The organism is Rhodococcus sp. IEGM 1354 (assembly GCF_030056855.1).
Taxonomy (GTDB): Bacteria; Actinomycetota; Actinomycetes; order Mycobacteriales; family Mycobacteriaceae; genus Rhodococcoides.
In genome coordinates this window covers 195550-221046 of sequence record NZ_JASHKT010000008.1, presented here as the reverse complement: position 1 = coordinate 221046, position 25497 = coordinate 195550, and the positions used below count along the sequence as shown (strand labels likewise).

Below are 25497 nucleotides of genomic sequence, written 5' to 3'. Positions count from 1 at the left end.
TTCGGCACTGACATTCATCGACACACTGTTGAGTTCTCAAAGAACACGCACACACCATGGTCACCGTGTGAACGGCAACGTCCGGGGCTTACACGCTCGAACCCCAGACATGGCTGATAAGCTCTGCCTTGTCTGGGTTGTTCAGGACGTACTCCGTACAACCTCGTTGTCCCGGTTTGTGAAGACCGGGTCGGTGTCCGTGTCGCTCTGACTCGACAAAAGTTACGCGAAGACCAACGCTTACGCAAATCGCCAGGTCAGATGTAATTTTCGTGTGAACATCTAGGTCGAGCGTGCAGTCAGACGACGGCGATGGCGTCTATCTCGACCAACATCTCCTCGCGCGGAAGCCCCGTGAACACGGTCGTCCGGCTCGGCAGCACGTCGCCTGTCGTGTTCGCCGAGACGAACTCGCCATAGGCGTCGTTCATGATCGAGAAGTCCTCACGCTTGGTCAGGTACACGCGCAGCATGACGACGTCGTCGAACGTCGCGCCGCCGGCTTCCACGATTGCCTTGACGTTCTCCAAGGTTCGAGTGGTCTGCGCGGCGACGTCACCTGGGAACAGGTATTCGCTCGTCGCCGGATCCACCGGGCCCTGACCCGAAACCTGCACGAACGGCCCTTTCCGCACCCCCTGGGAGAAGGTGCGTGCCGGGGCCGGGGCACCGGTGGTGCGGATTTCGATCTTTTCGCTCATGATTTTCCTTCCATCGAACTGTCGTTTGTCAGTGGGCGGTCTTATCGATCGGGCGGCCGCCAGCCCAGTCCCTCGGAAATTGCCGCTGCCGTGCCGCGCACTGCGGGCAGCGCAGCCAGTACCTGCTGATGGTCGAGCAACATGTCCGGTACCGACATGGACACCGCGGCCACCACGTCTCCGGTCCCGTTGCGCACCGCGCAGCCGATGCAATTGACGAAAGACTCGTGTTCTTCACGGTCCTCCGCAAAACCCTGCTGGTCCACGAGCTCGAGCTCGCGCAGGTACTGCTCCGGTGTGGTGATCGTGCGTTCCGTGAACGGCGTGTACGTGATGCGTCGAGCGATCTCTTCTCGTTCGGCGCGCGGGCGGCCTGCGACCAGTATCTTTCCCACCGCGGTGCAGTGCAGCGGTGCCGGCCGGCCGACGCGTGAGTACATCCGCACGCTCTGCTGTGCGTCGAACTTGTCGATGTAGATGACCTCCCCCGCCTCGTACGTGGCCAGGTGCACCGTCTGGCCCGTGTCGGAGTTCAGTGCAGCGAGATGCGGTCGCGCGACGGTGCGCACGTCTCGCTGCTCGAGCGCGTGATTTGCGAGCTCGAACAGCCTCGAACCGAGTTGGTACCGGTGATCCGCTCCATGGCTGACGAACCTGTCCGATTCCATGGTCCGAAGCAGTCGCAGCACCGTCGTCTTGTGTACACCGAGGACTGCGGCGAGTTCGTCGAGTGACTTCGATCCGTCCCCGAGCAAACCCAGGATCGTCAGCGCCCTCGACAAGCTCTGGCTCACAACGCCGCCTCGGTGTGCACCGCTGCCACGGCCGCGTAGTCGAGTGTCGCCCACGCATTGTCGTCGATTCCGACCAGTGCTGCCAGTTCGTCGTGCGGCAGGACTTTCGCCACATCACCGTGGCCGGTCAATGCGCCTGCGGCACAGAGATGTCCGAATCGCACACGCTGCGCCGCGCTGTATCCCATCAGGAACGCGGCCAGAAAGCCGCCGGCGAAAGCGTCACCGGCACCGATCTTTTCGACGACGTCGAGTGTCAATGCGGGTACGTCGACTCGCGCGACGCCCTCGAATGCCGTCACGGTATGTGCATCGTTCTTGATCACCAGATGACGGGGCTCGGGAAACATCTCGCGTAGTTCCACTGGACTCGAGGCCCCGAACACCGAAGCGGCCTCGTCGGCACCCATCGCCACGATGTCGCTACCGCGGACGTGCTCACCGAGGACGCGGGCCGCGTCGTCCGAACGCCCGGCCCACAAGGCCGGCCGATAGTTGAGATCGAAGCTGACAGTGGAGGGGCCGGCCATGAGGCTTCGCGTCAATTGTTCCGCAGTGGGTGAGATGGCGACGGTGATGCCGGTGAAATGGACGATGTCGGCGCAGTCGATCGACGCCTGCACCTCGTCGTGAATATCGTTGGGCGAGAGCGCAGTAGCAGCCGAAAAAGACCGGTAGTACGTCATCGCGCTGTCTCCCAGAGGCAGGTCGTGACGGTGATCGGACCCCGATCCGCGCTCCTTGATGTAAAGGCCCGTCGGCCGCCCGTTGTCGACGATCACGCCCGACGTGTCCACACCGGCAGCGTCGAGTTCCGCGACCAGATATCGGCCGAACCCGTCGTCACCCACTCGCGAGACCCAGGCAGCCTCGATTCCCAGTTGGACGAGGACACGAGCCACGTTGGCTTCCGCACCTCCAGCCGTCCGATGGAACGTCTCCGACCGTTCCAATGGGCCGGGGTCCGCGACGAGGACAGCGAGGCCTTCGCCTACACACACCACCCTGGGGGCTGTCATGTCCGTCTCCTCGAACTCTTGCGGGAATGCATCGTTGGATGCAGACTACAAGTGAACCACACGATACGCAACCGTCGTTGCACATAGCGCAACGCAGAAATCGAGGAGACTGACGTGATCGACACTGCCGGAGTCGAGGCGCTGAGTCGACGACTCCTGGGGCCCGAACACAAATCGCTCCCAGCGAGATCGTGGGGACAGAGCGCCGAGAGCTTTCTGGCCACCGCGCCGCGGCTGTCCGAGTTCACCACCCCTGTACTCACCCTCGACAGGACACGCATCGCATCGAACGTCGATGTGATGGCGCAGTGGACCGAGAAGGCGGGCGTCCTCCTGGCACCCCACGGCAAAACGACCATGGCTCCCCAACTGTGGAAGCAGCAATTGGATGCGGGCTGCTGGGCCATCACCCTCGCTACCGGTTGGCAGGTTCAGGTGGCACGCGCATTCGGTGTCGAGAGAATCGTTCTCGCCAATGCCGAAGTCGATCCTGTTGCTCTGAACTGGGTTGCCGCCGAACTGGACTCGCATCCCGAGTTCGAGTTCTACTGCTGGGCGGACAGCGTCGCCACGGTGCGAGAGATGAGCCGCATCCTTGCCGACCACGGCGATCGACCGGTGTCCGTCGTCGTCGAACTCGGCGGCGAGCACGGACGAACCGGCGCGCGAACGACCGAGGAGGCCGTCGCAGTAGGACGGGAGATCGCCGCGTCACCGCGCCTCGCACTGGCCGGTGTGGGCGGCTACGAGGGTGCCCTGAGCCACGACCGTTCCGAGGCCGGTCTCGCGGCAGTACGCACCTACCTCGACACTCTCGCCGCACTACATCGCACCTTCGATGCCGAAGGACTGTACGGCGATCACGCCATTGTGACCGCAGGCGGGAGCGCGTACCAGGATCTGGTGGTCGAACGCCTGCATTCTCTGACCTCGGGCAACGGCGTGCGCACCGACGTCGTGCTCCGATCCGGGGCCTACGTGGCGCACGACGACGGCTTCTATTCGCAGATCTCACCACTGACTCCCGCCCGAACCGAAACGCCGTTGGTTTCTGCGATGCACGGATGGGCGCGCGTGGTGTCACGCCCCGAGCCCGGCCTCGCATTGCTGGACGCAGGTAAGCGCGACTTTCCTTTCGACGAAGGAATGCCCGTCCCGCAACGTGTTCGAGGCAATGAAGTCCTGGATCAGGGCGCGGAGGTGACGGCACTCAACGACCAGCATGCATTTCTTCGACTACCGGCGGACGACGCCGACGCACTTCCGGTGGGGGCGGTGCTGCGGCTCGGCCTGTCGCACCCCTGCACTGCGTTCGACAAATGGCGTCTGATCCCCGTCGTGGACGACTCGGACAGCGACGACCCACTCGTGGTCGATCTGATACACACCTTTTTCTAGGAAGCAGAACTTGATGGCGGACACACTATTTCGCGGGTTCGACGTCATCGACGGCACCGGTTCCGCACGGCTGCGTCGGGACGTTCTCGTCCGTGATGGCACCATTGCAGCACTCGCCGCGCCCGGAAGCCTTTCCAGCGCAGACAGAACCGTCGATGCAGCACCAGGTCACGTCCTGTCCCCCGGCTTCATCGACATGCATGCGCACTCCGATCTGGGGTTGCTGACCGATCCTGGGCACTTCGCCAAGATCAGCCAGGGTGTCACCACCGAGGTGATCGGACAGGACGGCATCGCGTACGCGCCCATCGACGATGCGACGTTGGACGTCATCCGGCGACAGATCGCCGGGTGGAACGGCAATCCCCTGGATCTGGACTTCTCCTGGCGGACGGTTGCGGAGTATCTCGCCCGACTCGATCGAGGCATCACCCCGAACGCCGCATATCTGGTTCCGCAAGGAACCCTGCGCTACCTGGCCGTCGGTGCCGATCGACGTCCCGCAACGCCGTCCGAGATCACCCACATGCAGGAGTTGCTGGCACAGGGTCTGCAGGACGGTGCCGTCGGAATGTCGAGCGGACTCACCTACACACCCGGAATGTATGCCGACACAAGCGAATTGCGAGCACTGTGTGAGGTAGTGGCAGACTTCGGCGGGTTCTATGCTCCCCACACCCGGTCGTACGGCGCGGGTGCACTCGACGCCTACCAGGAGATGCTCGATCTCTCCAGAGAAACCGGATGCGCCCTGCATCTGACCCACGCAACGATGAACTTCGGTGTCAATCGTGGTCGGGCACGCGAATTTCTGGACCGCGTCGACTCCGCCATCGCCGACGGCTGCGACGTCACGCTCGATACGTATCCGTACCTACCCGGGGCCACGACTCTGTCTGCGCTGCTGCCGAGTTGGGCGATGTCGGGTGGGCCGGACCGAGCGCTGGAACGACTCGACGATCCGGCCGAGCGTCGTCGCATAGCGCAGGACGTCGATGTCGACGGCTCGGACGGCTGCCACGGAGTCACCGTCGAGTGGGAGACGATTCAGCTCAGCGGAGTATCGAACCCGGAACTCGACCGGTACGTCGGTCGCACGATGGCCGACATCTCGGCGGACGAAGGGCTCGAGCCGGTCGACGTGTTCTTCGACTTTCTACGCCGCGACGCTCTGGCCACGACCATCCTGCAGCACGTCGGGCACGAGGAGAACGTTCGCGAGATCATGCAGCATCCGCGCCACATGGGCGGCAGTGACGCCATTCTCGTAGGCGAAAAGCCACATCCGCGTGCGTGGGGAACGTTCCCCCGCTATCTGGGCCACTACGTGCGGGACGAGCAACTGCTCTCACTCGAGGAGTGCATCAATCACCTGACGGGTCGTCCGGCTGCACGGTTACGACTGCGCAGTCGCGGCACGATCGCCGTGGGCCATGCTGCCGATCTCGTGGTGTTCGACCCGGACACCGTTCGAGACACCGCCACGTTCGAAGAGCCCAAACAGCAGGCCGAGGGAATCAGCCACGTGATGGTGAACGGTTCGTTCGCGATAGACGATTTCCTTCCCACCCACTCCTTGGCAGGCCATGCCCTGCGTATGGACTCAGCCAGAAAGCAGACGTCGTGAATGCATTGACGACAATTCTCGAAGACCGCGCACTCGCCGTGGTGCGCGCGCCGCACATCTCGGATCCCGCCGCACTCGCACACGCCCTGACCGGCGGCGGTATTCGCGCTGTAGAGCTCACGTTCACCACGCCGGGAGTCCTCGACCTCATCCGCGCCGCATCCGATGCGGGTGCCATCGTGGGGGCCGGAACGGTCCTCACAGCCGATCAAGCCCGGGCCGCCCTGGACTCGGGTGCCAGTTTCGTCGTGACACCCGGGCTGCGGTCGGACGTCGCCGCCGTGGTGACCGCCGCGCGCATACCGCTGATGATGGGGGCACTCACCCCGTCCGAGGTGATGACCGCGCTCGACCTCGGTGCAGACGCGGTGAAGATCTTCCCGGCGCGCACCGTCGGACCGGCTTATTTCAAGGATTTGCTCGGTCCGTTCCCGAATGCACGTCTGGTCCCGTCCGGCGGCGTCAACGCCGCGAATGCCGCGCACTTTCTGGCAGCCGGAGCAGTGGCAGTGACTGCCGGCACGGATGTGGTGCCGCCGAATTCTGTTGCTACCGCTCAGTGGGACGACATCGCGGCACGAGCCCGGGCATTCGTCCACGCCATCGAAACCGCCAACGAGAAAGAACTGTCATGAATTCTGCCGTCGACTGGCTGAGAACCTCCACACCCGGCCTTCTGGTGTTGTGCGGCATAGCAATCGCCGTGTTGCTCGTCGTGATCATCAAGATCAAGCTGGAACCGTTCGTCGCATTGCTCATCGTCGGACTCGGCCTGGCCCTGGCTGCCGGGCTTCCGGTCAATCAAATCGTCGGAACCGCGATCAAGAGCAACGAGTCGTTGCTCGAGACCGGCTTCGGCGGAATTCTCGGGCATATCGCCGTCATCATCGGCCTCGGCACCGTACTGGGGGCCATACTCGAAAAGTCCGGCGGCGCACAGGCGTTGACCGCCAAGTTGCTCGGAATATTCGGCGAGCGCGGCGCTCCCGTCGCGATGGGCCTGCTCGGATTGATCTTCGGTATCCCGGTGTTCTTCGACATCGGCATCTTCGTGCTCGCCCCGCTGGTGTACGTCGCCGCGCGCCAAGGCGGAAAGTCGCTGGTGCTGTACGCGTTGCCGATGCTCGCCGGCTTGTCGATGACGCACGCATTCTTGCCACCGCACCCCGGGCCGGTGGCACTCGGTGGACTGCTCGAGGTCAATCTCGGTTGGCTGATCCTGTTCGGCTTCATCTGTGGCATACCCGGATTCATCGCTGCGGGCCTGGTGTGGGGAAACTGGATCGGCAAGCGCATCATCGTCGACGTTCCGGACGACTTCATCAACGACGGGGACGACTCGCCCCGCGACTCGAACGGTGGCACCGGTGCCGTCACCACCGCACGACCGGTGGTCACGATGCCTCCCTCGGTGGGCACCATCGGCGCGATCATCGCAGTGCCGCTGGTCCTCATCCTCGGAGCCACCTTCGGCAGCATCCTGCTCGACCCGGGCAATCTGCTCGAAGTGCTGACATTCTTCGGCACTCCGGCCGTTGCACTGCTCATTGCCGTGCTGATCGCGTTCTACGTTCTGGGTATACGCCGCGGGTCCACCGTTCAGGAGCTGAGCAAGCTCACAGGTGAGTCGCTGCGCCCGGTGGGCATGCTGTTGCTCGTCGTCGGCGCGGGTGCCTTCTTCGGAAAGGTCATCTCCGCCACAGGGATCGGCACTGCACTGGCCGACACCATGGCGGCAGCAGGTCTACCGATCATCGTCCTGGCGTACATCATCAGTTGTGCACTGCGTGTCGCACAGGGTTCGGCCACCGTCGCGATCGTCACCACCGGTGGCATCGTGGGCCCTCTTGTCGCAGCGCAGGACTACTCTGCCCCCGCCGTCGCATTGATCGCCATGTCCATCGCAGCGGGCTCGATCATCGCGAGCCACGTCAACGACGGAGGCTTCTGGATCATCTCGAAGTTCTTCAACCTCACCGTCAAGCAGACGCTACAGACGTGGACCGTCCTCGAGACGATTCTGTCCGTGGTCAGCTTCGCGGTTGCCGGCATTCTCTTCGCGATCATCGCCTAGCTCGACGGCGCGGCCGGGTGTCGATGTCGGCACCTGATCGCGCCACTGGGAATGCACCTGATCGCCGACGAAATGCGTGTTCTCTGCCGACATCTCCCGGCTCCCCGACCGTCCGACGAGATCGTCGATTCGGTCGTCCAGGCTGTGGGCGCGAGCCATGGCGTCCGACGTACGTGCTTCACCCTCCGAAGATTCGACCAGATCGGCCAAACGAACCAACGCAGCAACTCGTCCCGTCAATTGGGTCCATACGACTTCCAGTGCGCGGCGACGTGATTCGACCTGTTCCGCCGTGTCCTCGTCGACCATCGTCCGACCGATTCTGATCAATTCGTCCCCTACCGAGCGCAAAGACGTTGCATCGACCGAGATTTCGGCGAGCTCGACGAACAGATCGACCTGGCTTCGCTGAAACTCGAAGTACGTCGACTGCCACGCAGGCGAGCGATGTATGCGATCGAACGAGGTGCCCGCGAGAAACAGCAGCGTGTCGTAGCGGTCCGTGAATCGGTCGTCTTTGCGATCGATCAACTGATCGACCACCCCGGCTGCCCACTGCACACGTTTGTCGATGGGCGTTCTGCGTGCAAGCGTGCTGACTCGATCCTTTGCGGCGTCCGCCAACGTCAGACCTCGCTCGGCGAGCACCCCGTATCTGTTGGGTGCAGGCGTGTGCATCAATGCATCGAAGACCGCGTCGCGCTGTTCCAGGTCGAGATGAATGCCTTCACGCCGTTCCTTGCGTGCCGCGCGGACGCCGTTGGCGTAGTGCCGGTTCGACATCACCACCGTGGTTCGCAGATGCTCGATCCGCTTGTTCGACTCCGCGACTCGCAACTTGTAGACCAGGGCCGCGCCGGGCTTGCCCGACGAATCCTTGGCTTGCCATCGATCTCGCTCGTCCACCAACTGCCGCAGGGTTCCGAATCCCCCGACCGACGGGAGCGAACGCCCCGCATGCCACCGAGCGATGAGCACCGTTCTGGTGGCTCCGTCGACCCTGCCCGCAGCAACAGCCGTTGCGGCGGCGTCGGACAACGGCTCGGAATGGCCGGGCAGCCGACAGTCGGCGCAGAGACGATGCACCCGGTCATCGAATCGAGCGCGCTGCTGCGCCGAATCACCTGCTTCGAACTGGGACATGACTACTCCTCGGTCGCACCGCCGTCCGGCGCGCTCGCAATCGAGTGTTCCAGAAAGTTCAGATCAACCCCTTCAGGGTTTCCTCCGTGTGCGGCTTCTTCTCCGCCAGCAAGGTGCGCGCCTCGTCCAGCCCCTCCCAGACATTCCACATCAGTACCCCGCGCACGACGGCATCGTCGTCGAGGTAGTAGACGACGCCTTCTTTGCCGATCGTCTTCCAGTCCTCCACCGTTTTCATCGACGTTGCTACCGTTCCGATTGCCTGGTAGCCGTCGTCGTACACGTCGGAGTAGAAGTACGGCGTGTAGGTGTAGGCCGTTCCGGCACCTGCCATGTTGCGGCCCGCCGCTTTGCCCATCTCGGTTGCGTTGTCCACGTGCTCGATGCGTCGGCGACCGAGAATGGCGTCCGGATAGTTGGCCACGTCGCCGGCCGCGTAGATGTGCTCGTCCGCGGTGCGTAGGAACTCGTCGACGACGATGCCGTTGTCCACCTCGAGACCTGCCGCCTCGGCCAGGTCTGTGCTGGGCCGGACACCGAGTCCGAACACGACCCCGTCTGCTTCCACCGCGGACCCGTCGTCCAATTGCAGCTGAACACGAGCCGACGCCTCCGCTCCCGACGTGACCTTGGTTCCTCGGCGCACGGTGACCCCGTGATCGGAGAACCCCTTGTCGAACCCGGCGGCCAGCGAGCGGGGGAACATGTGGCCGCCCACGACGTCGTCGGACGTGACGAGGGTGACTTTGACACCCTGTTGAGACAGCGCTGCTGCGATCTCCGTTCCGATGTAGCCGCCGCCCACCACCGCTATGTGCTCCGCGGTCTCGGTCAGTTCCCGCAACATCCGGTAATCGGCGAAGGTGCGGAAGTAGATCACTCGCGGACTGGGCGACAGGTCGATCTGCGTCGGTGCTGCGCCGGTTGCGAACAAGAGCGTTCCATACTCGTGGTTCTCGCCGTTCGCTGTCGTGACCGCCTGCTTCGACCGGTCCACCGACGCGATACGCGTAACCGTATGGACCTCGGCACCGGTGTCCGAGGCGGTGCCGAGGGGAACCTGATCACGGCCGAAATCGCTGTCGGTCCACAACTTCTTCGACAACGCGGGGCGCGTGTACGGCTCGTCGGAGTCGGCTCCGAAGATCCCGATGGAACCCGTTGCGTCGTGTTCACGAATCCCACGAGCAGCACTGTCGGCAACCATTCCGCCGCCGATGATCAGGTAGTCGTATCGCATCGCTCACTCCTTGCACGTGGGGGTATCGACGACCTGGCTACCCGGAACGGCGTGAGCGCAACCACTCCGACGCCTCAGTTCGGAAGGCCGGAGCAAATCGAACCGAACGAACTGTATGCAGCATCACACCCCGTAAAGGTTGGCCCAGGCCCGTCCAGTGGGCATCTTGGTTTGCGAGACGAAACATCGCGTTCACACATTTTGGGTTGTAACGGTTCGGCTCGGACGAACGACTCACACCTCAGGACGCGAACAAAAGGAGACGATGTGACTGTTCAGATCGATTCGCTCGCAGCCGGCACCAGCAATGCCGACAATGCGATCGCAGACGTCGACCAACTCTTCGACGAAGTTTCAACGCTGGACGCCAACATCCTCGACGCCATCGAGCGCCGCACCAGCTTGGCGCGCACCCTCGCTGCCGTGACGCCCGACGCCACCGTGTCGGACACCACAGCAGACCCCTACGCCGATCTCGGCAACGACGGCCGTGTTTTCTCGCGGATGCTTTCCCGCCTCGCGCAGATAACCCGGTAACGTCCTTTCCCCCTTTGATTCGCAGTCTGCGGCCCCGTCGAGCACGTCTCGGCGGGGTCGCGTTGTGTCTGGTGAACAGGCACCGGTGAATTTGTGGACGGCCCGTTGTCAGTACCGGCACAACCGTTGTTCGACGGTTGCACAGTGCCGGTCCCCGACGAATAGGTGTAATCCATGTCCCGTTTGCTGTTCGCCAACATGCCCGTCCGCGATGTCACGGCCACCCGCGCATTCTTCGAGGGTCTCGGCTTCGAGTTCAACGACATTTTCAGCGACGAGAACACCGCCTCGATGATCGTCAGCGACCAGGCCACGGTGATGTTCCTGGCCACATCGCGGTTCGGGGATTTCATCTCCGATTCGATCTGCGACACGACGTCGGCTCGTGAGGTACTGATGTGTATTTCGGCCGACAGCCGCGCCGAGGTCGACTCACTCACGGACGCGGCCATCGCTGCGGGTGGATCGAAGTGGATGGAACCGCAGGATCATGGGTTCATGTACGGCAGAGCATTTCGTGATCTGGACGATCACGTGTGGGAAGTGATGTGGATGGACCCCTCGGCCGTTCCGACGAGCTGATTTCGCTCAGAGGCGGTCGGGCAGTCCGAATCGATCGAACAGCGACAGATCGAAGAAGCAGGCGACATGCCCGACGCCTCGAGCGTCGACGTCGAGAACGTGTAGTTGGAACGGTCGATGTATTCCGTCCTCGCCCACCATGTAGAGCCCGTACGCAGGTTGACCGTTCGCTGATGTCGCCACCATTCGCATGTCGCCCGCTCCCTGTGCGGGGCAATTGTTTCGGATGAGAGATCCGATCGTCTCGGCTCCCTGATACCAGCCGACGAACGGAGGCATCTCCCACACCGCGTCGGAGGTGAAGAGTGTGACCAGCCGGTCGATGTCGTAACTCTCGAAGCACTCCACGTACTGGGTCAACAGGTGCTGCAATTCGGCGGATTCGATGGGCTCGACGTTGTCCAGTTCCGGGGCGATCTCGTCCAGTCGCTCGCGGGCCCGCTGCAGGAGGCTGTTGACGGCAGTGGTCGTCGTGGCGAGAACCTCGGCAACCTCGGAGGCCCTCCACTGCAACACCTCGCGCATCAACAGCACTGCGCGTTGTCTCGACGACAGATGCTGCAGCGACGCGACGAAGGCGAGGCGAACCGATTCCCTCCCCACCACCAACGTGGCCGGGTCGTTCGAGTCGGCCAGATCCGAATCGGCGATCGGTTCGAGCCACGGCACCTCGTTGTTCTGCACGAGTTCGTCGGTCGGGCCGGAACTCGGCGCGCCCAGCCCGGTCGGTAGCGGACGCTTGGCTCGCCCCTCGAGGGCGGTGAGGCACGTGTTCGTCGCGATTCGATACAGCCAGGTGCGCAGCGACGATCGGCCCTCGTACTTGGCGTACCCCCGCCAGGCGCGGATGTAGGTCTCCTGGAGCATGTCCTCGGCATCGTGGATGGACCCGGTCATGCGGTAACAGTGCGCCAACAGCTCGCGACGGAACGGATCGAACTGCGCGACGAAGTCGTCGTTCTGCACAGATGCCACGGTCATGCGCAAGAGCTTAAACCGGGTTCGGCCGCATCGGCGGCCGATCGCGCGCCACCGCCGGAATTGGTCGGGCCCTTGGGTTAACCTCGGCTCGTGACATCGCTCAGCAGCATCGACGACTTGGTAGAAGAGCTGTATCTGCACCGTCGTCGCGCGTGGGAAGCCGCACTCGTCACCGCACAGAATTTTCTCGAGACCATCGCCGACGAGATACTCGAAGACGTCGACCGAGACAGACTCAATGCCCAGACTGCGCGGATCAAGGACCCTGGCAGATCTGCCGACAAACTCCGTCGATATCTGTCCGAGGGACGCATCAGCGAGCCCCACGACGCCGACGCCGTAGCCGAGGCACTGCCCGATCTGGTCGGCATCAAGGTGCTGTGCAAGACCCCACGGGACCAACTCTCGTTCGTCACCGCACTCGAGCGCGCGTGTACCGATCCGAAATGCTCGGTGCGGTTCGCACAGCCTCCCACCGACTACGTCTCGTTTCCCAAGCCCAGCGGATACCGGGCATATCACGCTGTGCTCGTCGTGCGAGTGGCCACGCATCAGGGCGACCTCGACGTGAAGGTGGAAGTTCAGGTCAAGACCCGGCTGCAGGACGCGTGGGGCGAGCTGACCCACGAGGACATGTACAAGCCCGGTGAAGCACTGAAACCGACCAAGAAGCACACGGATTACGCCGCACACATGGCGCACCTGCTCGATCAGGTCGACGCCATGGCCGACGATCTCGCCGCACAGCTGGACTCGCTGACCGCCGCCTCGAAGGACGGCAGCGTGGCAGCACCCGACCCGATTCCCAAGGATCCCGACTTCATCCGGGCCCGCGTCACGCGCACCGGCCCTCGCTACGCGCTCGCCGTCGGTCCGGACGGGCGCCGTGGGCTCGTCCCCGCACGGTCGGTCAAAGCCGTGATCGGCTCGACCGATCGCATCGCAGTCAACGATTACCTCGAGGTGGGCGACTACATCGACGTCGTCGTGGAGGACTCCGAGGACGCGCTGTACTACCACCTGACCTCGCAGCCGCCGCGGCGCACACAGGGAAAGAAACGCAAGCGCTGACCGGCGTTTCTCAGGAAGATCTCACGTCGGTCCGGTAGACATGCCATCTCGTGACCACTACCGAGAAACCCCAGGTCGTCACCGACGGCGATAGCGTCGCCGCAACTACGACCGGCACCCGTGTCATCGGCCGTCTGCGCAGGAGACTCCGGTCTCCCGATGTGATGGTCCCGACCGTCGCGTTCGTGCTCCTTGCATCGCTGTACTCCACGATGTCCGTTCTCGGCCACCGTCAACTGCGCACATCGGGCTTCGACCTCGGTATTTTTGTGCAGCAGGTGGCGTCGTACTCGCAGTTCCGGGCTCCGACCTCCGATTTGCTGGGCACCGGCTACAACACTCTCGGCGATCACTTCTCGCCGATCACGGCCCTGCTCGGCCCGGTGTATCGCGTCTTCCCTCATGCCGAAACGCTGCTCATCGCTCAGGCGGTTCTGTTCGCGCTCGCGGTGATTCCGATCGGCCGATTGGCGGTGCAGAAATTCGGCACTGTCGTCGGAACAGTGATTGCCGGCGCGTTCGGCCTGTCGTGGGGCGTACAAGCCGCGCTGAACTTCGACTTCCACGAAGTGGCCTTCGCGATGCCGTTATTGGCGATGTCCCTGGTGGCTCTCGTTCGCGAACGCTGGGTGCCCGCTCTGACATGGGCTCTTCCGCTGGTGTTCGTCAAAGAGGACATGGGTTTGACCGTCGTCGTCATCGGCGCGCTGGTTGCCTTGTTCACCACCGGCCGTCCGCGCATCCTGGGAGCGATGACCGCGGTGTGGGGGCTGACCTGGGTGATAGTGGCCGTCAAGGTCATCATTCCCGCGCTGAGCTCCGACGACTCGTACGGCCAGGGCTCGAAATTGCCGCCCATCGGCGAAGGGATCGCCGATACCGCGCACGGCCTGGTTGCCGGGGACTCCCGGGCCGCGACGGCGTTCCTGCTGCTTGCCGTCACGGGGTTCTTCGCGCTGCGATCCCCACTTCTGTTGGTCGCGGTACCGACGGTTGCCTGGCGCTTCCTCAGCGACAACACCAACTTCTGGAAGCCGATCTACCACTACAACGCCATTCTGATGGTGATCGTCTTCGTCGCCCTCATCGACGCCTTGGCACGCAGCGAGCGCCACGCCCAGCTGACCGAACGGGGTCGACGAGCGATCGTCGCCTTCGTCGCTGCGTTCGCACTGGTGGCGCTACCGTTCCTGCCCATGTCGCGGATGGTGCACGCCGAGGAGTGGCGTGTCGATCCACAGGCAGCCACTGCCCGCGACATCTCGGCCTGGATCCCGGCCGGTGATCGTGTTGCAGCGTCGAACAATCTCGTGGCACAACTCGTCGCCGACCACGACGTCTCGGCGTTTCCGCAGCGACCGACCGACTCGACCGTCCCGGACTGGATCGTCGTCAACCGAGAACGGCCCGCGGGTTGGCCGACCGACGAACGCGGCGATCGGCAGGCGATCGACCGGGCACTGACCACCGGATACGACGTCGTCTTCTCCGTGGACGGTATCGAGGTGCTGCACCGCAACTGAGCGGTCCCTACTAGGGTTTCGATCAGTTCGGGCATTTCGGAACCGCGGGGTTATCGAACTCTCGACACTCGACCGATCACGACAGCTACGGCAAGGCAGGTACAGGACATCGACGCTCGAACCGGCGATCTCGGCACCACCCGAACAGCATCGAAGCGATCACCGTGGAATCGGAAGAATCCGTACCGCGCGCAGGTGTCGAGCAACCGACTGCTCTCCGGTCCCACCTCGGCGAAAGAAGTACGACACTTCGCGATCGACCTCGGGGACAGCGGGATCACCTACGAGGCGGGAGACGGATTCGGTGTCAAACCCGTCAACGACACCGCACTGGTCTCGGCCGTCATCGGCCGTCTCGGTGTCCCCGCAGACACGGCCGTCCACACCAAGTCCGGAGAAATCAGCCTCGCCCAGGCACTGACCACCGAATACGAAATCGGCATACCGTCGATGGACCTGATAGAAGCCGTCGCTGAGCGGGCCGGTGATGCCGAACTGGACCACGTACTGCAGAACGGCGACCGCGCGTCGTTCGACGCGTGGACATGGGGACGCGACGTCGTCGACGTTCTCGACCTCGATCGGTCGGGTGCACTCGACCCGGCTGAATTCCTGGGCTTGCTCCGTCCCCTGCAGCACCGTGTCTATTCGATCTCGTCGTCCCCGACAGCGCACGAGGGAAGCGTTCACCTGACCGTGTCGACCGTGAGGTATCGATCGGCCGAACGAGATCGCGGCGGGGTGTGCTCGACGTACTTGGCGGATCGCGTCGGCGACGCGCAGGAAGCGGGAGTGTTTCTCTCGGCCAACAAGTCGTTCCGACTTCCTTCCGACGACACTCCGATCGTCATGATCGGTCCGGGCACCGGGGTGGCACCGTTCCGTGCGTTTCTGCACGAGCGTCGGGCCCGCGGTGCCTCGGGCCGAAACTGGCTGTTCTTCGGGGACCAACATCGAGCGAGCGACTTCCTCTACGAGGACGAACTCACGGAATTCGAGCGTGACGGTCTGCTGACGAGGCTGGATCTGGCGTTCTCGCGTGACCAGTTCGAGAAGATCTATGTACAGCACCGCATGCGCGAGGCCGGAAAGCAGCTGTACGGCTGGCTCGAAGAAGGCGCGCAGATCTACGTCTGTGGAGACGCGTCACGCATGGCGCAGGGAGTCGACGAGGCACTCCACGAGGTCGTCGCCGAACACGGTGGCCGCTCCTCCGACGCCGCGGAGGACTACGTGAACGACCTCAAGCGTGCGAAGCGCTACCTGCGCGACGTCTACTGACGGCCGTTCTTGTCGGACCCCTTCGCTACCGTCACGGGCACAGCAATGAAGTTCTCGTCCGAGTAGAGGGTGTGCACCGTGAACGCAGTGCAGAACGACCATTTCGACTCCACCACCGCGCGTGCATGGGGCACGTTCACCGAGAATCTGCACGCGCACCTGCGGTCGCTGCCGATGCGGGACTACATCACTGTCACGGCCGCGCAGGCCAGCCCGGGCGAGCGTGGGCTCCGGCCGTACATCGACATCGCAGCCAGGGACGACGGGGCTCTGGTGTCGGTCGCGTCGTTGCCCTCGCTGCTGTATCCGCAGGCGCCGGAGTCGGTCACCCTCGATGTCCAGTTGCTCGACTTCGGATGGCTGGACCGAGGCAAGCCCGTCGCAGACGGGTCGATCATCGATCTGACCCGAACGGATTCGAGGGCCGACGCTGCGCTCGTCGCCGAAATGGTGACCCGGGCGTTCCGTGAGTTGTGGAACGTGCCCCACCCGTCGTTCCTCAGCGTGTGGGGAGTCGCCGCAGACGGATCCACCTCGGGCCCGGTCGATCTCCAGCGTGGAATCGTCGGCGTCCGGTCCAGCACTGCCGTGGACGGCAGTGCCGAGTCGACGCCGACCGATCCCCCGTCCGACATCACCGACGTTCCAGCCGAACTGCGATCACTGCACACCCTGTGCCAATTGACCGGTCAAAAGATCGACGCGCAGACAGTGCACTCGGTGTGCGTGGGGGCGGACATCGACGAACTCGGTATCCATGCGCTTGCCCTGCATCGCACGGCGGCCGCGCACTCGGACCGCAACGCAGCCGAGGGGGCGGACACCTCGATCGCGGTGTGGACGGGTCTGGCCCGAACCTGGCTGTTGGTGGCCCGCAGTATCGCAGCTGCAGCCGGATCGGACCGGCACGCCTACCGCTGAGCTGCTACAGAATCTTTCGCCGCAATCCGCTGGCCCGCAGGACCTGTCGTTCCACTCCGGCACGAATGGCCTCCTCGGTGCCGATCACCCGCACATGCGACCTCGCACGGGTGATCGCGGTGTAGAGCAACTCGCGAGTGAGCAGAGTCGAAGCCTCGGCGGGCAACAGAACCGACACGGTGTCGTACTGACTGCCCTGGCTGCGGTGAATCGTCATCGCGTACACGGTCTGCACGGACGACAGCACGTTCGGGTGAATGAGAATGTGGCCGCGTCCCCGCGCGAAAGCAGCCATCGGCGTTCCGTTCTCACCCGACACCACAACACCCGTGTCGCCGTTGTAGATTCGCGCTTCGTGATCGTTTGCGGTCACCAGCAGCGGCTGACCGGGGTACCAGTAGGCGGGGTCGAGGAAGGTCTTGTTCGCTTCTCCTACCCATTCGAGTGCCAGCCGATCCCACAGCGCGACGCCCCACCGCCCCTCACGGTGCGCGCACAGAAGTCGATGCTTCTCCAGTCCCTGCAGCGCCGCGGCGGCGTCACCGCGGGTTGCCGCCGCTGTGACCTCGGCGGCGGTGTCGACCACGTCGGCGCGCAATGCGTCGGTGTCCTCGGGTGCATGGAACGAGATCTGGTCGTCGCCGGATTCGAGTAGTTTCATCACCTCGTCACCGCGACCGTCTCGAACTGCGACGGCCAGACGGGCAATCGCGCCACCGAATCGTCTACCACGGCTGAGCCGAACCACTCCGCCGCGCAACCTGTTTCGCTCGAACGTGCTCAGTGCCGCCTCGTCAGGATCCTCGGCCGCAGCGAAATCCGCGTCGACGAGTTGCGCCAACACAGGGTTCTCGACGCCGGTGACCGGGCGTGCCACGAGGTCGGCCAACACTGCTCCGGCGTCGACGGACGTCAACTGGTCGGGATCGCCCACGAGTATCAACCGCGATTCCGGTCGTACTGCTTCGAGCAGTCGGCACATCATCGTCAACGACACCATCGACGTTTCGTCGACGACGACGACGTCGTAGGGCAGTCGATTGTGGGAGTCGTGACGAAACCTGGTCTTGCTTCCCGGTTTCCACCCCAGCAGGCGATGCAGAGTCATTGCTTTCAGTTCTGCCGGGAGACCCAGCAGCCCCGCTTGTTCGGCCACCGACTCCTGCAGACGAGCGGCAGCCTTGCCGGTGGGGGCAGCAAGACCGATTCTCACGTCGCTGCCGTGTTCTCGGACCAACAGCGCCAGGATTCGAGCCACCGTGTGGGTCTTACCGGTGCCCGGTCCGCCCGCTATGACCGTGGTCCAGTGCGTCGCCGCCAGGGCTGCTGCAATCCGTTGACGATCGGGAGGGGTGGTGGGTGCGCCGGAATCGTCGATGAACAGGCCGGCCAGCGCACGCTCGATCTTCGCCCCGTCGACGACGGGGTGCGACTGCGATCGAACGTCGAGTATGCCTCGAACTGTGTTCTCCTGCAGGTGATATCGATCCAGGTACAGCAGTTCACCCAAGTCGGTGTGCACCAGCTTCAGTGGCGTCAGCGGCCCATTGGCGCTGCCGACCACGAGCGGACTGACCGCCAACGCGTCGAGAACGTCGGACAGATCGGGCCAGGGAAGAAGGCTCGGATCCACGTCCGATTCCTCGTCCACCGTGACATCCCGCAGGCGCTGCAGGTCCAGACATATCGATCCGGATCGCACTGCGCGCACCGTCAGAGCCGTGGCGAGCAGCACCGGTTCGGAGGCTTCCCCGGCCAGGGCACCGAGCCGCAACGCCACGTGCACGTCGGCCGCTGTCAGTACACCGGCGTCGTTGAAGGACCGCAGAATTCCGCTGCCGCGCAGCGCCGTCGAGACACTCGTCATCGTTCCACCTTTCCGGCGAGCAGATCCGACAACTCGACCACCAGTGCCGCAGGCGGATCCCAGTCGAACACACCGCAGCCGGCCGGAGTCAGTGGCCCCACCATGCCCCGAACGAACAGGTACCGTACTCCGCCGAGATGCGTCTCCGGCCGGTAGTTCGGTTGACGCCATCGCAGATACCTGTGCAACGCAACGGCATACAGAATGGCCTGCAGTGGATAGTGCGACCGCATCATTTCCTGCGCCATTTTCTCGCGCGTGAAGTTGCCGGTCGTCAGGTCGCCTCGGGCCAATCGGTTGGTCTTGTAGTCGACCACGACGTAGCGAGGGCCGGGTACCCGAAGGACGGAGTCGATACTTCCGGTGAGAAAGCCGCGCAATGGGGTGGCTTCCACTGCATCGAGCAGATCGGCGTAGTCCGCGAGCACATCCGCCGGGTCGAGATGTCGACGTAGCAGCTGCGCAACGGATGTCAGAGTCACGCTCGATGCCACCGGGTCGTCGCCTCCGGCCAAGGGCAACTCGAAATCCAGCTCGGCCAGGTGGTCGTTCGGCGCGATGTCCGCCAGCGTCCCGAAGCCCAACGGTGTCTGCATCACCGGCAACAGAGCGGCTGCCAGAGCCGTCGGATCGACATCTGCCATCCGTGAGGCAACGGCAGCTCTGCAGCGCTGCTCGAGTTCGGACAGAAGATCGGCTGCGGAGGTATCGACGTGCTCGAGGGCCTCGTGCACCAGGGTTCCGAATGCGGCACCGGCCGGCATTCCGTTCATAGGTGACGCGATCCCGTCCACGGTCTCGTCTGGGTTCGCGCTTCCCAGCGGAGGTTCGACAGGCTCATCCGCTTTCTCGGGCCGCTCGGCCTCACTGGTCACCCCCACCTCCGGCTCGACGGGCGACGCATCGTGTGCGTGAGCTGTCAAGGCCGAGTACGACGTTCGACGCCACAGCAGATCCAGAGCACGCCCGAAGCGAGCGGCAGTGACGTCGCGGTGTTCCTCCTCGGGGCGCACCCACTGCTGATCCGAGGGTGGTGTGGGGCCGACTGCCTCGATCGAGATCAGATCCGCTGACGGACCGACCCAAGATTGCAAGCGGTTGGCGGTAGTGGCGTCGTCGAGCACCTTGTACGACGGCTCCGGCTGCGCAATCCCCGGAATGCGGCCGAACAGCATGCGGTGCAACGACGACGTAGCGGTGTTGCGTCCCGGTGCCCACCACAACACCACCTGACACTGGGCTCTGGTGAGTCCCACGTACAGCAGCCGTAGTTCTTCTCCGGCTTCTTCCCGATCGTTGACGAGCTTCCGTGCCGCGTAGCCGGCCCCGGAGGGACCGCCGACGTCCCGGATGCGGTGGCCGTCCTCGTGGAGCAGCAGGGTCGACGGTGAGCTGAAGTACAGCGTGTCCCACGCGTACGGAAGGTAGACGACGGGAAACTCCAGTCCCTTGCTCCCGTGCGTGGTCATGATCTGCACTGCCGCCGAGTCACTGTCGAGCCGGCGACTGCGATCGGTGGACCCGCCGGCTGCCGGCTCCTTGATTCGATCGGTGAGCCACCGGGTGAGAGCGGTGATTCCGTACGATTCGGATACCGCTGCACGATTGAGCAATTGGGCGATGTGCCGCAAGTCGGTCATCGTGCGCTCCCCCGCCTCGACCGCGAGCAACCGAGCATCGAGACCCGACTGCGCCGACACCCGCTCGAACACTGCCGCGAAACCCGCCTCGTCGAACAGCACGGAGTACTCACGCAGCCGGCTGCTCACCTGCGACAGTGCGTCCTCGGCTCCTGAATCCATCTGGGCAGCAGTCCAACCGAGCAAAGGCGTCAGGGCTGCGAGTCTGACGCGGTCGGTACGGTGCGGTTGTTCGATCGCTTGCAGGAGCCACAGCCAGTGTCGAGCACTGTCGGTGCCGAAGACGCTGGTGCTGCTCGACACCACCGACGGCACACCCACTGCGTCGAGCGCATCTCGAATCAGCGCAACCTGTTTGGTCGTGCGAGTCAACACCGCAATGTCCCGCGGTTCGACCGTCCTCGGCCCGTCCGGCCGGTCCATGACGGCGTTTCCGGACAGGAGCGTCACGATCTCGGCCGCCACATCCGCAGCCACCCGACAGCGAAGTCGATCCACCGCCGGGAATCCCGAACGTAACGGTCCTGCTCCGGTGCGCGGCAGATAGCGCAGACGCAGCGGAGAATGTCCTGCCATGCGCGAGAACGGGTTCCGCGCTTCGACGCGATGGACGACGATATCGTCGTGTCCGAGGGCGGCACCTCCGTAGAGATGGTCCAACGCGTCGAGGAGCCCGGAGTCGCTACGCCAGTTCGCCGTCAGCTCGTACAGATGATCGGCCGACTGCACCGCATCCAGATAACTCAGCACTTCGGCACCGCGGAAAGCGTAGATGGCCTGCTTCGGGTCTCCGACGAGGATCAATGTCGTGTAGCCGTGAAAGGCCCGGCGCAGGATGTCCCACTGCATGGGGTCGGTGTCCTGGAATTCGTCGATCAACACGACACGGAACCGGTCTCGCACACGCGCGCATGCTGCCTCCCCGTGCACGGGATCGGACAACACCGAGTGCAGGAGTCCGAGTAGATCGTTGTAGTCGCGGATGCCGAGAAGACGTTTGCGCCGCTCGACCTCACGGCGGGCCTCCCGAGCGAACTGCACTCGCAGGGCGGCCTCCCGGTTGCCGTCGTCACCGTCGAGGTCGTCGATGTCGGGGTACAGGATCGATTGTTGATCTCCGACGGCAGCCGCGGCCAGTTGTTGGGCGTCGCGTCGCCCGAACGGTGGTGCCTCGTCGTCGCCGCTGAACATCTGCAGATACAGATCGTCGACCACCTGCTCGAGCAGATCCGACACCGACTCGACGAACGTGGATTCGGGTTCGCGCTCACCCGCGATACCCAGCCCGTCGAGCATGCGTTGACAGAAGCTGTGCGTGGTGACGATCGTCCCGGCGTCGAAGTCCGACAGCGCTTTACGCAGTCGCCGGCGCCGCTTGTCCACTTCCTCTTCGTCTGCCGCGGCGAGAAAGGCGACGAGAGGGTCGCGCGCATTACGTGCAGCATCCGGATCCCCGAGGTCTCGTGCGATCGACGCGAACCGGCTGCGGGTGCGATCGCGCAGTTCCTGGGTCGCCGCCCGACTGAACGTCACCAACAGTAGATCCGAGATCTCGGCCAGTCCTTCGGCGATGTACCGCGCCGCGAGTCCGACGATCGCGTACGTCTTGCCCGTTCCGGCACTGGCCTCGAGCACGGTCGTCCCGGTCGGCATCGGACCGAGTAGGTCGAATCCGCGTGCGGCGGTCATGCGTTCCCCATGTTCTCTGCGGCCAGCAATGGATCCCACAACCGGCGGGAGAGAACTCCGAAGCGGCTCTGCTCGTTCGCGGGGGCGGTCTCGTCGTCGAGAGGGCTCGGATCGAGCAACGTTCCGAACGAGAGCGACGGGCCATACACGTATCGCAACGATCGGTCGGTGCCATCACCGAAATCGCCGCGCCACGCCCAACCGGCAGATTCGTAACCGTCCTCGATCGATCCGCCGCCGAACCGCTTCTCCGCGTAGGCAGCTGCCGTCCCGGTCGAGATCGGCAGCGGCGCAACCAATCCGCGATCCCGCAGGTCCACCACGTCGCGGAGTACCGCGAGGGGATTCGGAGGGGTCGTCAGGCGGGACCGGCGAGGCGGACGCATTCCGCTGGCGCGCCCGATGGTGACCGCGCTCCACTCCCCCGGCTCGGACGCTGCCACCGCCAGCAGACGCACCCACGCCGCGAGCCTGTGCTTGGCCGCCAGCCGTGAGTAGGACGAACGCACGAGTGTCCGGTCGTGAATGCCGGTGACGGTACCGGTCAGACGTCGCCCATCACCGAGATCGACCACGATGTCGGTGGTCTCGGCCGGGCCTTCGTGAAACGGCGCGGCCGCGTCAGCGATGATTCCGACGACTCGGCGGATGTCGGACATCTCGCGTCGACCTTGATGAAACGGAGGCAACGTGCCTCGCCGCCACTCGGCGTCGGCGAATTCGCCGATGTCTGTGCCGGCCAGCACCGCTGCCAACATCCGATCGCCGATGTTCCACCGAGACAGCGGATCCAGTTCGATGTCGAGACTGTCCGCCAGATCGTCTTCGAGCTCGGGAACTCGAAACCCGAGACGTTGACGCAGAAACGCCTGAACCGGATTCTCCACGAACGCGATCACGTCGGCGAGTTCCACGTCGCCCGAATTCGCTGGGGGCAATGCATCTGGCAAGAACAACGGCACCGGTACGGACGGCCGCTGCTGAGACACTGCGCCTGCCAACGCCACCGTGTCGAAGCTGAACGGGTGTCGGGCCTCGAAATTGCGAGGATCGAAGGGCTGCAGCGGATGCCGGTGTTCGACGCTTCCGCCGGCGGTCACGTCGAGGACGTCCATCAACTCCCGCAGTGGGATCGCGGGCGGCTTGGTCGATCCGTCGACGGGGTCGGCACCGGTGTAGAAGAGCAGTAGCTTTTCTTCGGCGGACATCACGGCATCGAGCAGGAGTTGGCGGTCCTCGCTGCGGATGTCGCGTTCGCCGACGGCCGGGTCGCGTGCGAGGACGTCGTCCCCGTCGAGGCTGCCGACGCGGGGAAACACCTCGTCGTCGAGACCGAGGAGGATCACGACGCGGTGCGGGACCGATCGCATCGGCACCATCGTGCACACGGTGAGCTCTCCGGTGCGAAAGTTCGCTCGGGTGGGGCGGCCGGTGAGCCGGCCACCGAGCATGGCGCGCACATCCGCCAGCCGCAGCTCGGCGGTGTCGCCGTGCTCGGTGGCCTCGGCGATCTCGCGATGCGCTTGCGCCAGTTGCCATTCGTCGGCGGTGGGCACGTCGGCAAGCAGATCGAGGGTGCGGCCGAGCTGCCGCGTCCATTCGGTCACCGGGGCGCGCCCGGACAGCGCCCGTAGTACCGAGGCGAGCCGGTCGACCAGCTCGGCGAATCGGCCCGCAAGCCCGATGTCGTTACTGTCCACGTCGTCGAGAGGCAGCGCGAGGTCGAGATAGTCGTTCCCACTCTCGTCCGCCGCTACCCCGAGGAGGATACGGTCGAGTGCGGACTTGAAGGTGTTCTGCCGAAAGTTGTTCAAACCGAAGGATTCTCGTTGTCGTACCGTCAAACCCCAGCGGGCTCCGGACGTGGCGACCCATTCGCGGAGGCGTTCGAGGTCGTCGTCGGTGAACGAGAACTTCTGCCGCACCGGGCCGCTCGCCGCGAAATCGAGTAGTTCGCTGGCCGTCACTCGCCCCTCGGAAAAGTCGAGCACTGTCGCCACCACATCCAGTACCGGATTGGTGCGACGCAGGCCCCGATCGGCAAGCCGGACCCGCAGTCGATGACCGGGATGCACCAATGTGGCCTGGCCGAAATTGGCACGGATCAGCGGCGCATAGGTTTCGACGTCCGGGCACATGACGAGCACGTCACGGGGTTCGAGAGTCGGGTCGTCGGTGAACAGATGCAGCAGAGACTCGCGCAGCACCTCGACCTGGCGAGCAGGCCCATGACATGCGTGAATCTGCACAGTGCCGTCGGCGAGCGCCGCTTCGCCGACCGTCGTTGCGTGGGAGGGCACTTCGTCGCCGGCGATGTCGGATTGGATCGTTCCGAGCAAGGTCCGCGTTGGTTCGGGGCCTTCGTGGTGCACGGTGCGATCGGTGATCGAGCCGATGGTCGCCTGCAGTTCCCGCACGTCGCGCGACAGACTCGCCAGCAGCGGGTGCTGGACGGCCAGAGCGGTCGCATCGTCTCGTCGTCGGGTGGCCGCCGGGATGTCGGCGAGTGTGGCCCACATCGACGGGCTGGGGTGTGGGATCCAGATGTGGACGTCGCGGTGGTGCGCGAGCGCGTGCAGGATGTCGAGCTGGTCGGCGGTCAGCCGAGTCGGACCGAACACCGACAGCCTGGACGGTAGGTCCACTGCGTTCGGTTCCGATCGCAGTGTCGAACACGTATCGGGAAGGCGCTCGGCCGGACTCGGACTGCCGATCCGCTCGCGTACCAGGCTCCATATCCGCGGTTGCCACGTCAGGTCGTCGTCCAGTTCCTGGCCGAGCCCGTCGGTGAATCGTCCGGCGCGCCAGTCGCGCAGCATCTGCGGTCGCTGAGATCCGTAGGCGCGGAACAGCTCCGCGATGTGGGCGGCCGTCGACCAGCGGCGCCCTACCCGATGATCGTCCGATCCCGCACCCAGATGCTTGGAGAGCACCGCGGCCCACGGTTCGGTGCGGCAGTCGTCGATCACCGACAGCGCGGTCCACAGCACTCGGTTGTGCGACCACGGGTCGTCGTCGGGATCGATGCCGTCGACCTCGGAGATGGTGCGCGCGACCAACCTCGCCGGGCTCGGAAACTCGATGTTCGCGGCTATTCCATCACCGTCGGGAGCACCCAGGACGCTCGACAGACGCTGTGTGAGCCACCGCTCGACACCTCTTGCCGGCACCGACACGATTTCGGGCACGAAGGCGTCGGGCAGCGGCTCGGACAGTAAGTCGGCGAGGGCTGCAGCGAGCGTTCCTGCACGTTCGGCGCGGTGGAGCGTCAACACGGTCGAAGTCCCCTGCCTGCTCGTCTGAGAACGCCCGAATTCGGACTGGTGACGACCCTACTCGAGCCACCGACAAGTTCTGTCCGGTGAGTCGAGCCCTCGGCAGCGGTCCGTATATGCAGAACCCGACAGCA

The 25497-nt window shown here is 64.3% G+C and carries 19 protein-coding genes; 10 read left to right on the top strand and 9 right to left on the bottom strand.

Translation table 11 applies throughout. The features are described 5' to 3' along the window. Window positions 1-299 precede the first annotated feature (299 nt). From QM588_RS18880 to QM588_RS18870, 3 genes are read right to left on the bottom strand one after another with little or no spacing between them, the layout of a single operon-like run. Entirely contained in the window at window positions 300-701 is a 402-nt protein-coding gene (locus QM588_RS18880) for a RidA family protein (RefSeq protein WP_283315579.1), read from the bottom strand. A 41-nt stretch (window positions 702-742) separates the two neighbouring features. Next, entirely contained in the window at window positions 743-1495 is a 753-nt protein-coding gene (locus tag QM588_RS18875) for an IclR family transcriptional regulator (RefSeq protein WP_283315576.1), read from the bottom strand. Beyond that, window positions 1492-2514: a sugar kinase gene (locus tag QM588_RS18870; protein WP_283315575.1), complete on the bottom strand. Its 1023-nt coding sequence runs from the start codon at window positions 2512-2514 to the stop codon at window positions 1492-1494. Before QM588_RS18870 ends, QM588_RS18875 begins: the two co-directional genes overlap by 4 nt. A 114-nt stretch (window positions 2515-2628) precedes the next feature. Here QM588_RS18870 and QM588_RS18865 point away from each other — a divergent pair, with 114 nt between their 5' ends. Genes QM588_RS18865 through QM588_RS18850 form a run of 4 tightly spaced genes read left to right on the top strand, consistent with a single transcriptional unit; the run spans window position 2629 to window position 7613 of the window. Next, window positions 2629-3912 (top strand): alanine racemase, encoded by a 1284-nt coding sequence (locus QM588_RS18865; RefSeq protein ID WP_283315574.1) that lies wholly within the window; start codon window positions 2629-2631, stop codon window positions 3910-3912. A gap of 13 nt (window positions 3913-3925) precedes the next feature. Next, window positions 3926-5539 carry an N-acyl-D-amino-acid deacylase family protein gene (locus QM588_RS18860; protein ID WP_283315573.1) on the top strand — a complete coding sequence of 538 codons (1614 nt, stop codon included), beginning with the start codon at window positions 3926-3928 and terminating at the stop codon, window positions 5537-5539. Continuing rightward, on the top strand, window positions 5536-6174 hold the full coding sequence (locus QM588_RS18855; protein ID WP_283315570.1) for a bifunctional 4-hydroxy-2-oxoglutarate aldolase/2-dehydro-3-deoxy-phosphogluconate aldolase: 639 nt from the start codon (window positions 5536-5538) through the stop codon (window positions 6172-6174). Before QM588_RS18860 ends, QM588_RS18855 begins: the two co-directional genes overlap by 4 nt. Beyond that, the gene (locus QM588_RS18850) at window positions 6171-7613 is read left to right on the top strand and encodes a GntP family permease (RefSeq protein WP_283315567.1); all 1443 of its coding nucleotides are present in this window, start codon (window positions 6171-6173) and stop codon (window positions 7611-7613) included. Before QM588_RS18855 ends, QM588_RS18850 begins: the two co-directional genes overlap by 4 nt. Here the strand turns inward: QM588_RS18850 and QM588_RS18845 are convergent. Next, window positions 7530-8756, bottom strand: coding sequence for a hypothetical protein (locus tag QM588_RS18845; RefSeq protein ID WP_283315565.1), 1227 nt, complete (start codon window positions 8754-8756; stop codon window positions 7530-7532). The genes QM588_RS18850 and QM588_RS18845 overlap by 84 nt on opposite strands. Before the next feature lie 58 nt (window positions 8757-8814). Then, the gene (locus QM588_RS18840; protein WP_283315563.1) at window positions 8815-9996 is read right to left on the bottom strand and encodes an NAD(P)/FAD-dependent oxidoreductase; all 1182 of its coding nucleotides are present in this window, start codon (window positions 9994-9996) and stop codon (window positions 8815-8817) included. A 267-nt stretch (window positions 9997-10263) separates the two neighbouring features. Here QM588_RS18840 and QM588_RS18835 point away from each other — a divergent pair, with 267 nt between their 5' ends. Together QM588_RS18835 and QM588_RS18830 are read left to right on the top strand one after the other, a co-directional pair. Further along, window positions 10264-10533: a hypothetical protein gene (locus tag QM588_RS18835; RefSeq protein ID WP_283315562.1), complete on the top strand. Its 270-nt coding sequence runs from the start codon at window positions 10264-10266 to the stop codon at window positions 10531-10533. Window positions 10534-10707: 174 nt separating this feature from the next. After that, window positions 10708-11115, top strand: a complete 408-nt coding sequence (locus tag QM588_RS18830; RefSeq protein ID WP_283315560.1) for a VOC family protein — start codon at window positions 10708-10710, stop codon at window positions 11113-11115. A gap of 6 nt (window positions 11116-11121) precedes the next feature. Here the strand turns inward: QM588_RS18830 and QM588_RS18825 are convergent, their stop codons facing one another. Continuing rightward, the gene (locus QM588_RS18825) at window positions 11122-12096 is read right to left on the bottom strand and encodes a sigma-70 family RNA polymerase sigma factor (protein WP_283315558.1); all 975 of its coding nucleotides are present in this window, start codon (window positions 12094-12096) and stop codon (window positions 11122-11124) included. A 90-nt stretch (window positions 12097-12186) separates the two neighbouring features. Here QM588_RS18825 and QM588_RS18820 point away from each other — a divergent pair, with 90 nt between their 5' ends. The 4 genes from QM588_RS18820 (at window position 12187) to QM588_RS18805 (ending at window position 16892) form a co-directional block, all read left to right on the top strand. Beyond that, complete coding sequence (locus QM588_RS18820) at window positions 12187-13167, top strand: GTP pyrophosphokinase (RefSeq protein ID WP_283315557.1); 981 nt, start codon at window positions 12187-12189, stop codon at window positions 13165-13167. A 50-nt stretch (window positions 13168-13217) separates the two neighbouring features. After that, window positions 13218-14690, top strand: coding sequence for a DUF2079 domain-containing protein (locus QM588_RS18815; RefSeq protein ID WP_283315556.1), 1473 nt, complete (start codon window positions 13218-13220; stop codon window positions 14688-14690). Window positions 14691-14711: 21 nt separating this feature from the next. Continuing rightward, window positions 14712-15971: a sulfite reductase subunit alpha gene (locus QM588_RS18810; RefSeq protein ID WP_442972944.1), complete on the top strand. Its 1260-nt coding sequence runs from the start codon at window positions 14712-14714 to the stop codon at window positions 15969-15971. Window positions 15972-16049: 78 nt separating this feature from the next. Next, a complete protein-coding gene (locus tag QM588_RS18805; protein ID WP_283315554.1) occupies window positions 16050-16892 on the top strand; it encodes a TY-Chap domain-containing protein in 843 nt (280 codons plus the stop codon). Window positions 16893-16896: 4 nt separating this feature from the next. On the opposite strand, the gene recD is transcribed toward QM588_RS18805, so the two are convergent. The 3 genes from recD to recC are packed head-to-tail and all read right to left on the bottom strand — an operon-like array spanning window position 16897 to window position 25363. Further along, window positions 16897-18759 carry an exodeoxyribonuclease V subunit alpha gene (gene recD / locus QM588_RS18800; protein ID WP_283315553.1) on the bottom strand — a complete coding sequence of 621 codons (1863 nt, stop codon included), beginning with the start codon at window positions 18757-18759 and terminating at the stop codon, window positions 16897-16899. Then, window positions 18756-22088 (bottom strand): UvrD-helicase domain-containing protein, encoded by a 3333-nt coding sequence (locus QM588_RS18795; RefSeq protein WP_283315551.1) that lies wholly within the window; start codon window positions 22086-22088, stop codon window positions 18756-18758. Before QM588_RS18795 ends, recD begins: the two co-directional genes overlap by 4 nt. After that, window positions 22085-25363: an exodeoxyribonuclease V subunit gamma gene (gene recC, locus QM588_RS18790; RefSeq protein ID WP_283315549.1), complete on the bottom strand. Its 3279-nt coding sequence runs from the start codon at window positions 25361-25363 to the stop codon at window positions 22085-22087. Before recC ends, QM588_RS18795 begins: the two co-directional genes overlap by 4 nt. Between the last annotated feature and the right edge of the window lie 134 nt (window positions 25364-25497).

Bases quoted from the DNA above. Each gene is read 5' to 3' on its own strand.
- recD (WP_283315553.1), bottom strand. From the start codon at position 18,759: ATGACGAGTGTCTCGACGGCGCTGCGCGGCAGCGGAATTCTGCGGTCC.
- QM588_RS18830 (WP_283315560.1), top strand. From the start codon at position 10,708: ATGTCCCGTTTGCTGTTCGCCAACATGCCCGTCCGCGATGTCACGGCC.
- QM588_RS18840 (WP_283315563.1), bottom strand. From the start codon at position 9,996: ATGCGATACGACTACCTGATCATCGGCGGCGGAATGGTTGCCGACAGT.
- QM588_RS18825 (WP_283315558.1), bottom strand. From the start codon at position 12,096: ATGACCGTGGCATCTGTGCAGAACGACGACTTCGTCGCGCAGTTCGAT.
- QM588_RS18880 (WP_283315579.1), bottom strand. From the start codon at position 701: ATGAGCGAAAAGATCGAAATCCGCACCACCGGTGCCCCGGCCCCGGCA.
- QM588_RS18845 (WP_283315565.1), bottom strand. From the start codon at position 8,756: ATGTCCCAGTTCGAAGCAGGTGATTCGGCGCAGCAGCGCGCTCGATTC.
- QM588_RS18850 (WP_283315567.1), top strand. From the start codon at position 6,171: ATGAATTCTGCCGTCGACTGGCTGAGAACCTCCACACCCGGCCTTCTG.
- QM588_RS18860 (WP_283315573.1), top strand. From the start codon at position 3,926: ATGGCGGACACACTATTTCGCGGGTTCGACGTCATCGACGGCACCGGT.
- QM588_RS18795 (WP_283315551.1), bottom strand. From the start codon at position 22,088: ATGACCGCCGCACGCGGATTCGACCTACTCGGTCCGATGCCGACCGGG.
- QM588_RS18870 (WP_283315575.1), bottom strand. From the start codon at position 2,514: ATGACAGCCCCCAGGGTGGTGTGTGTAGGCGAAGGCCTCGCTGTCCTC.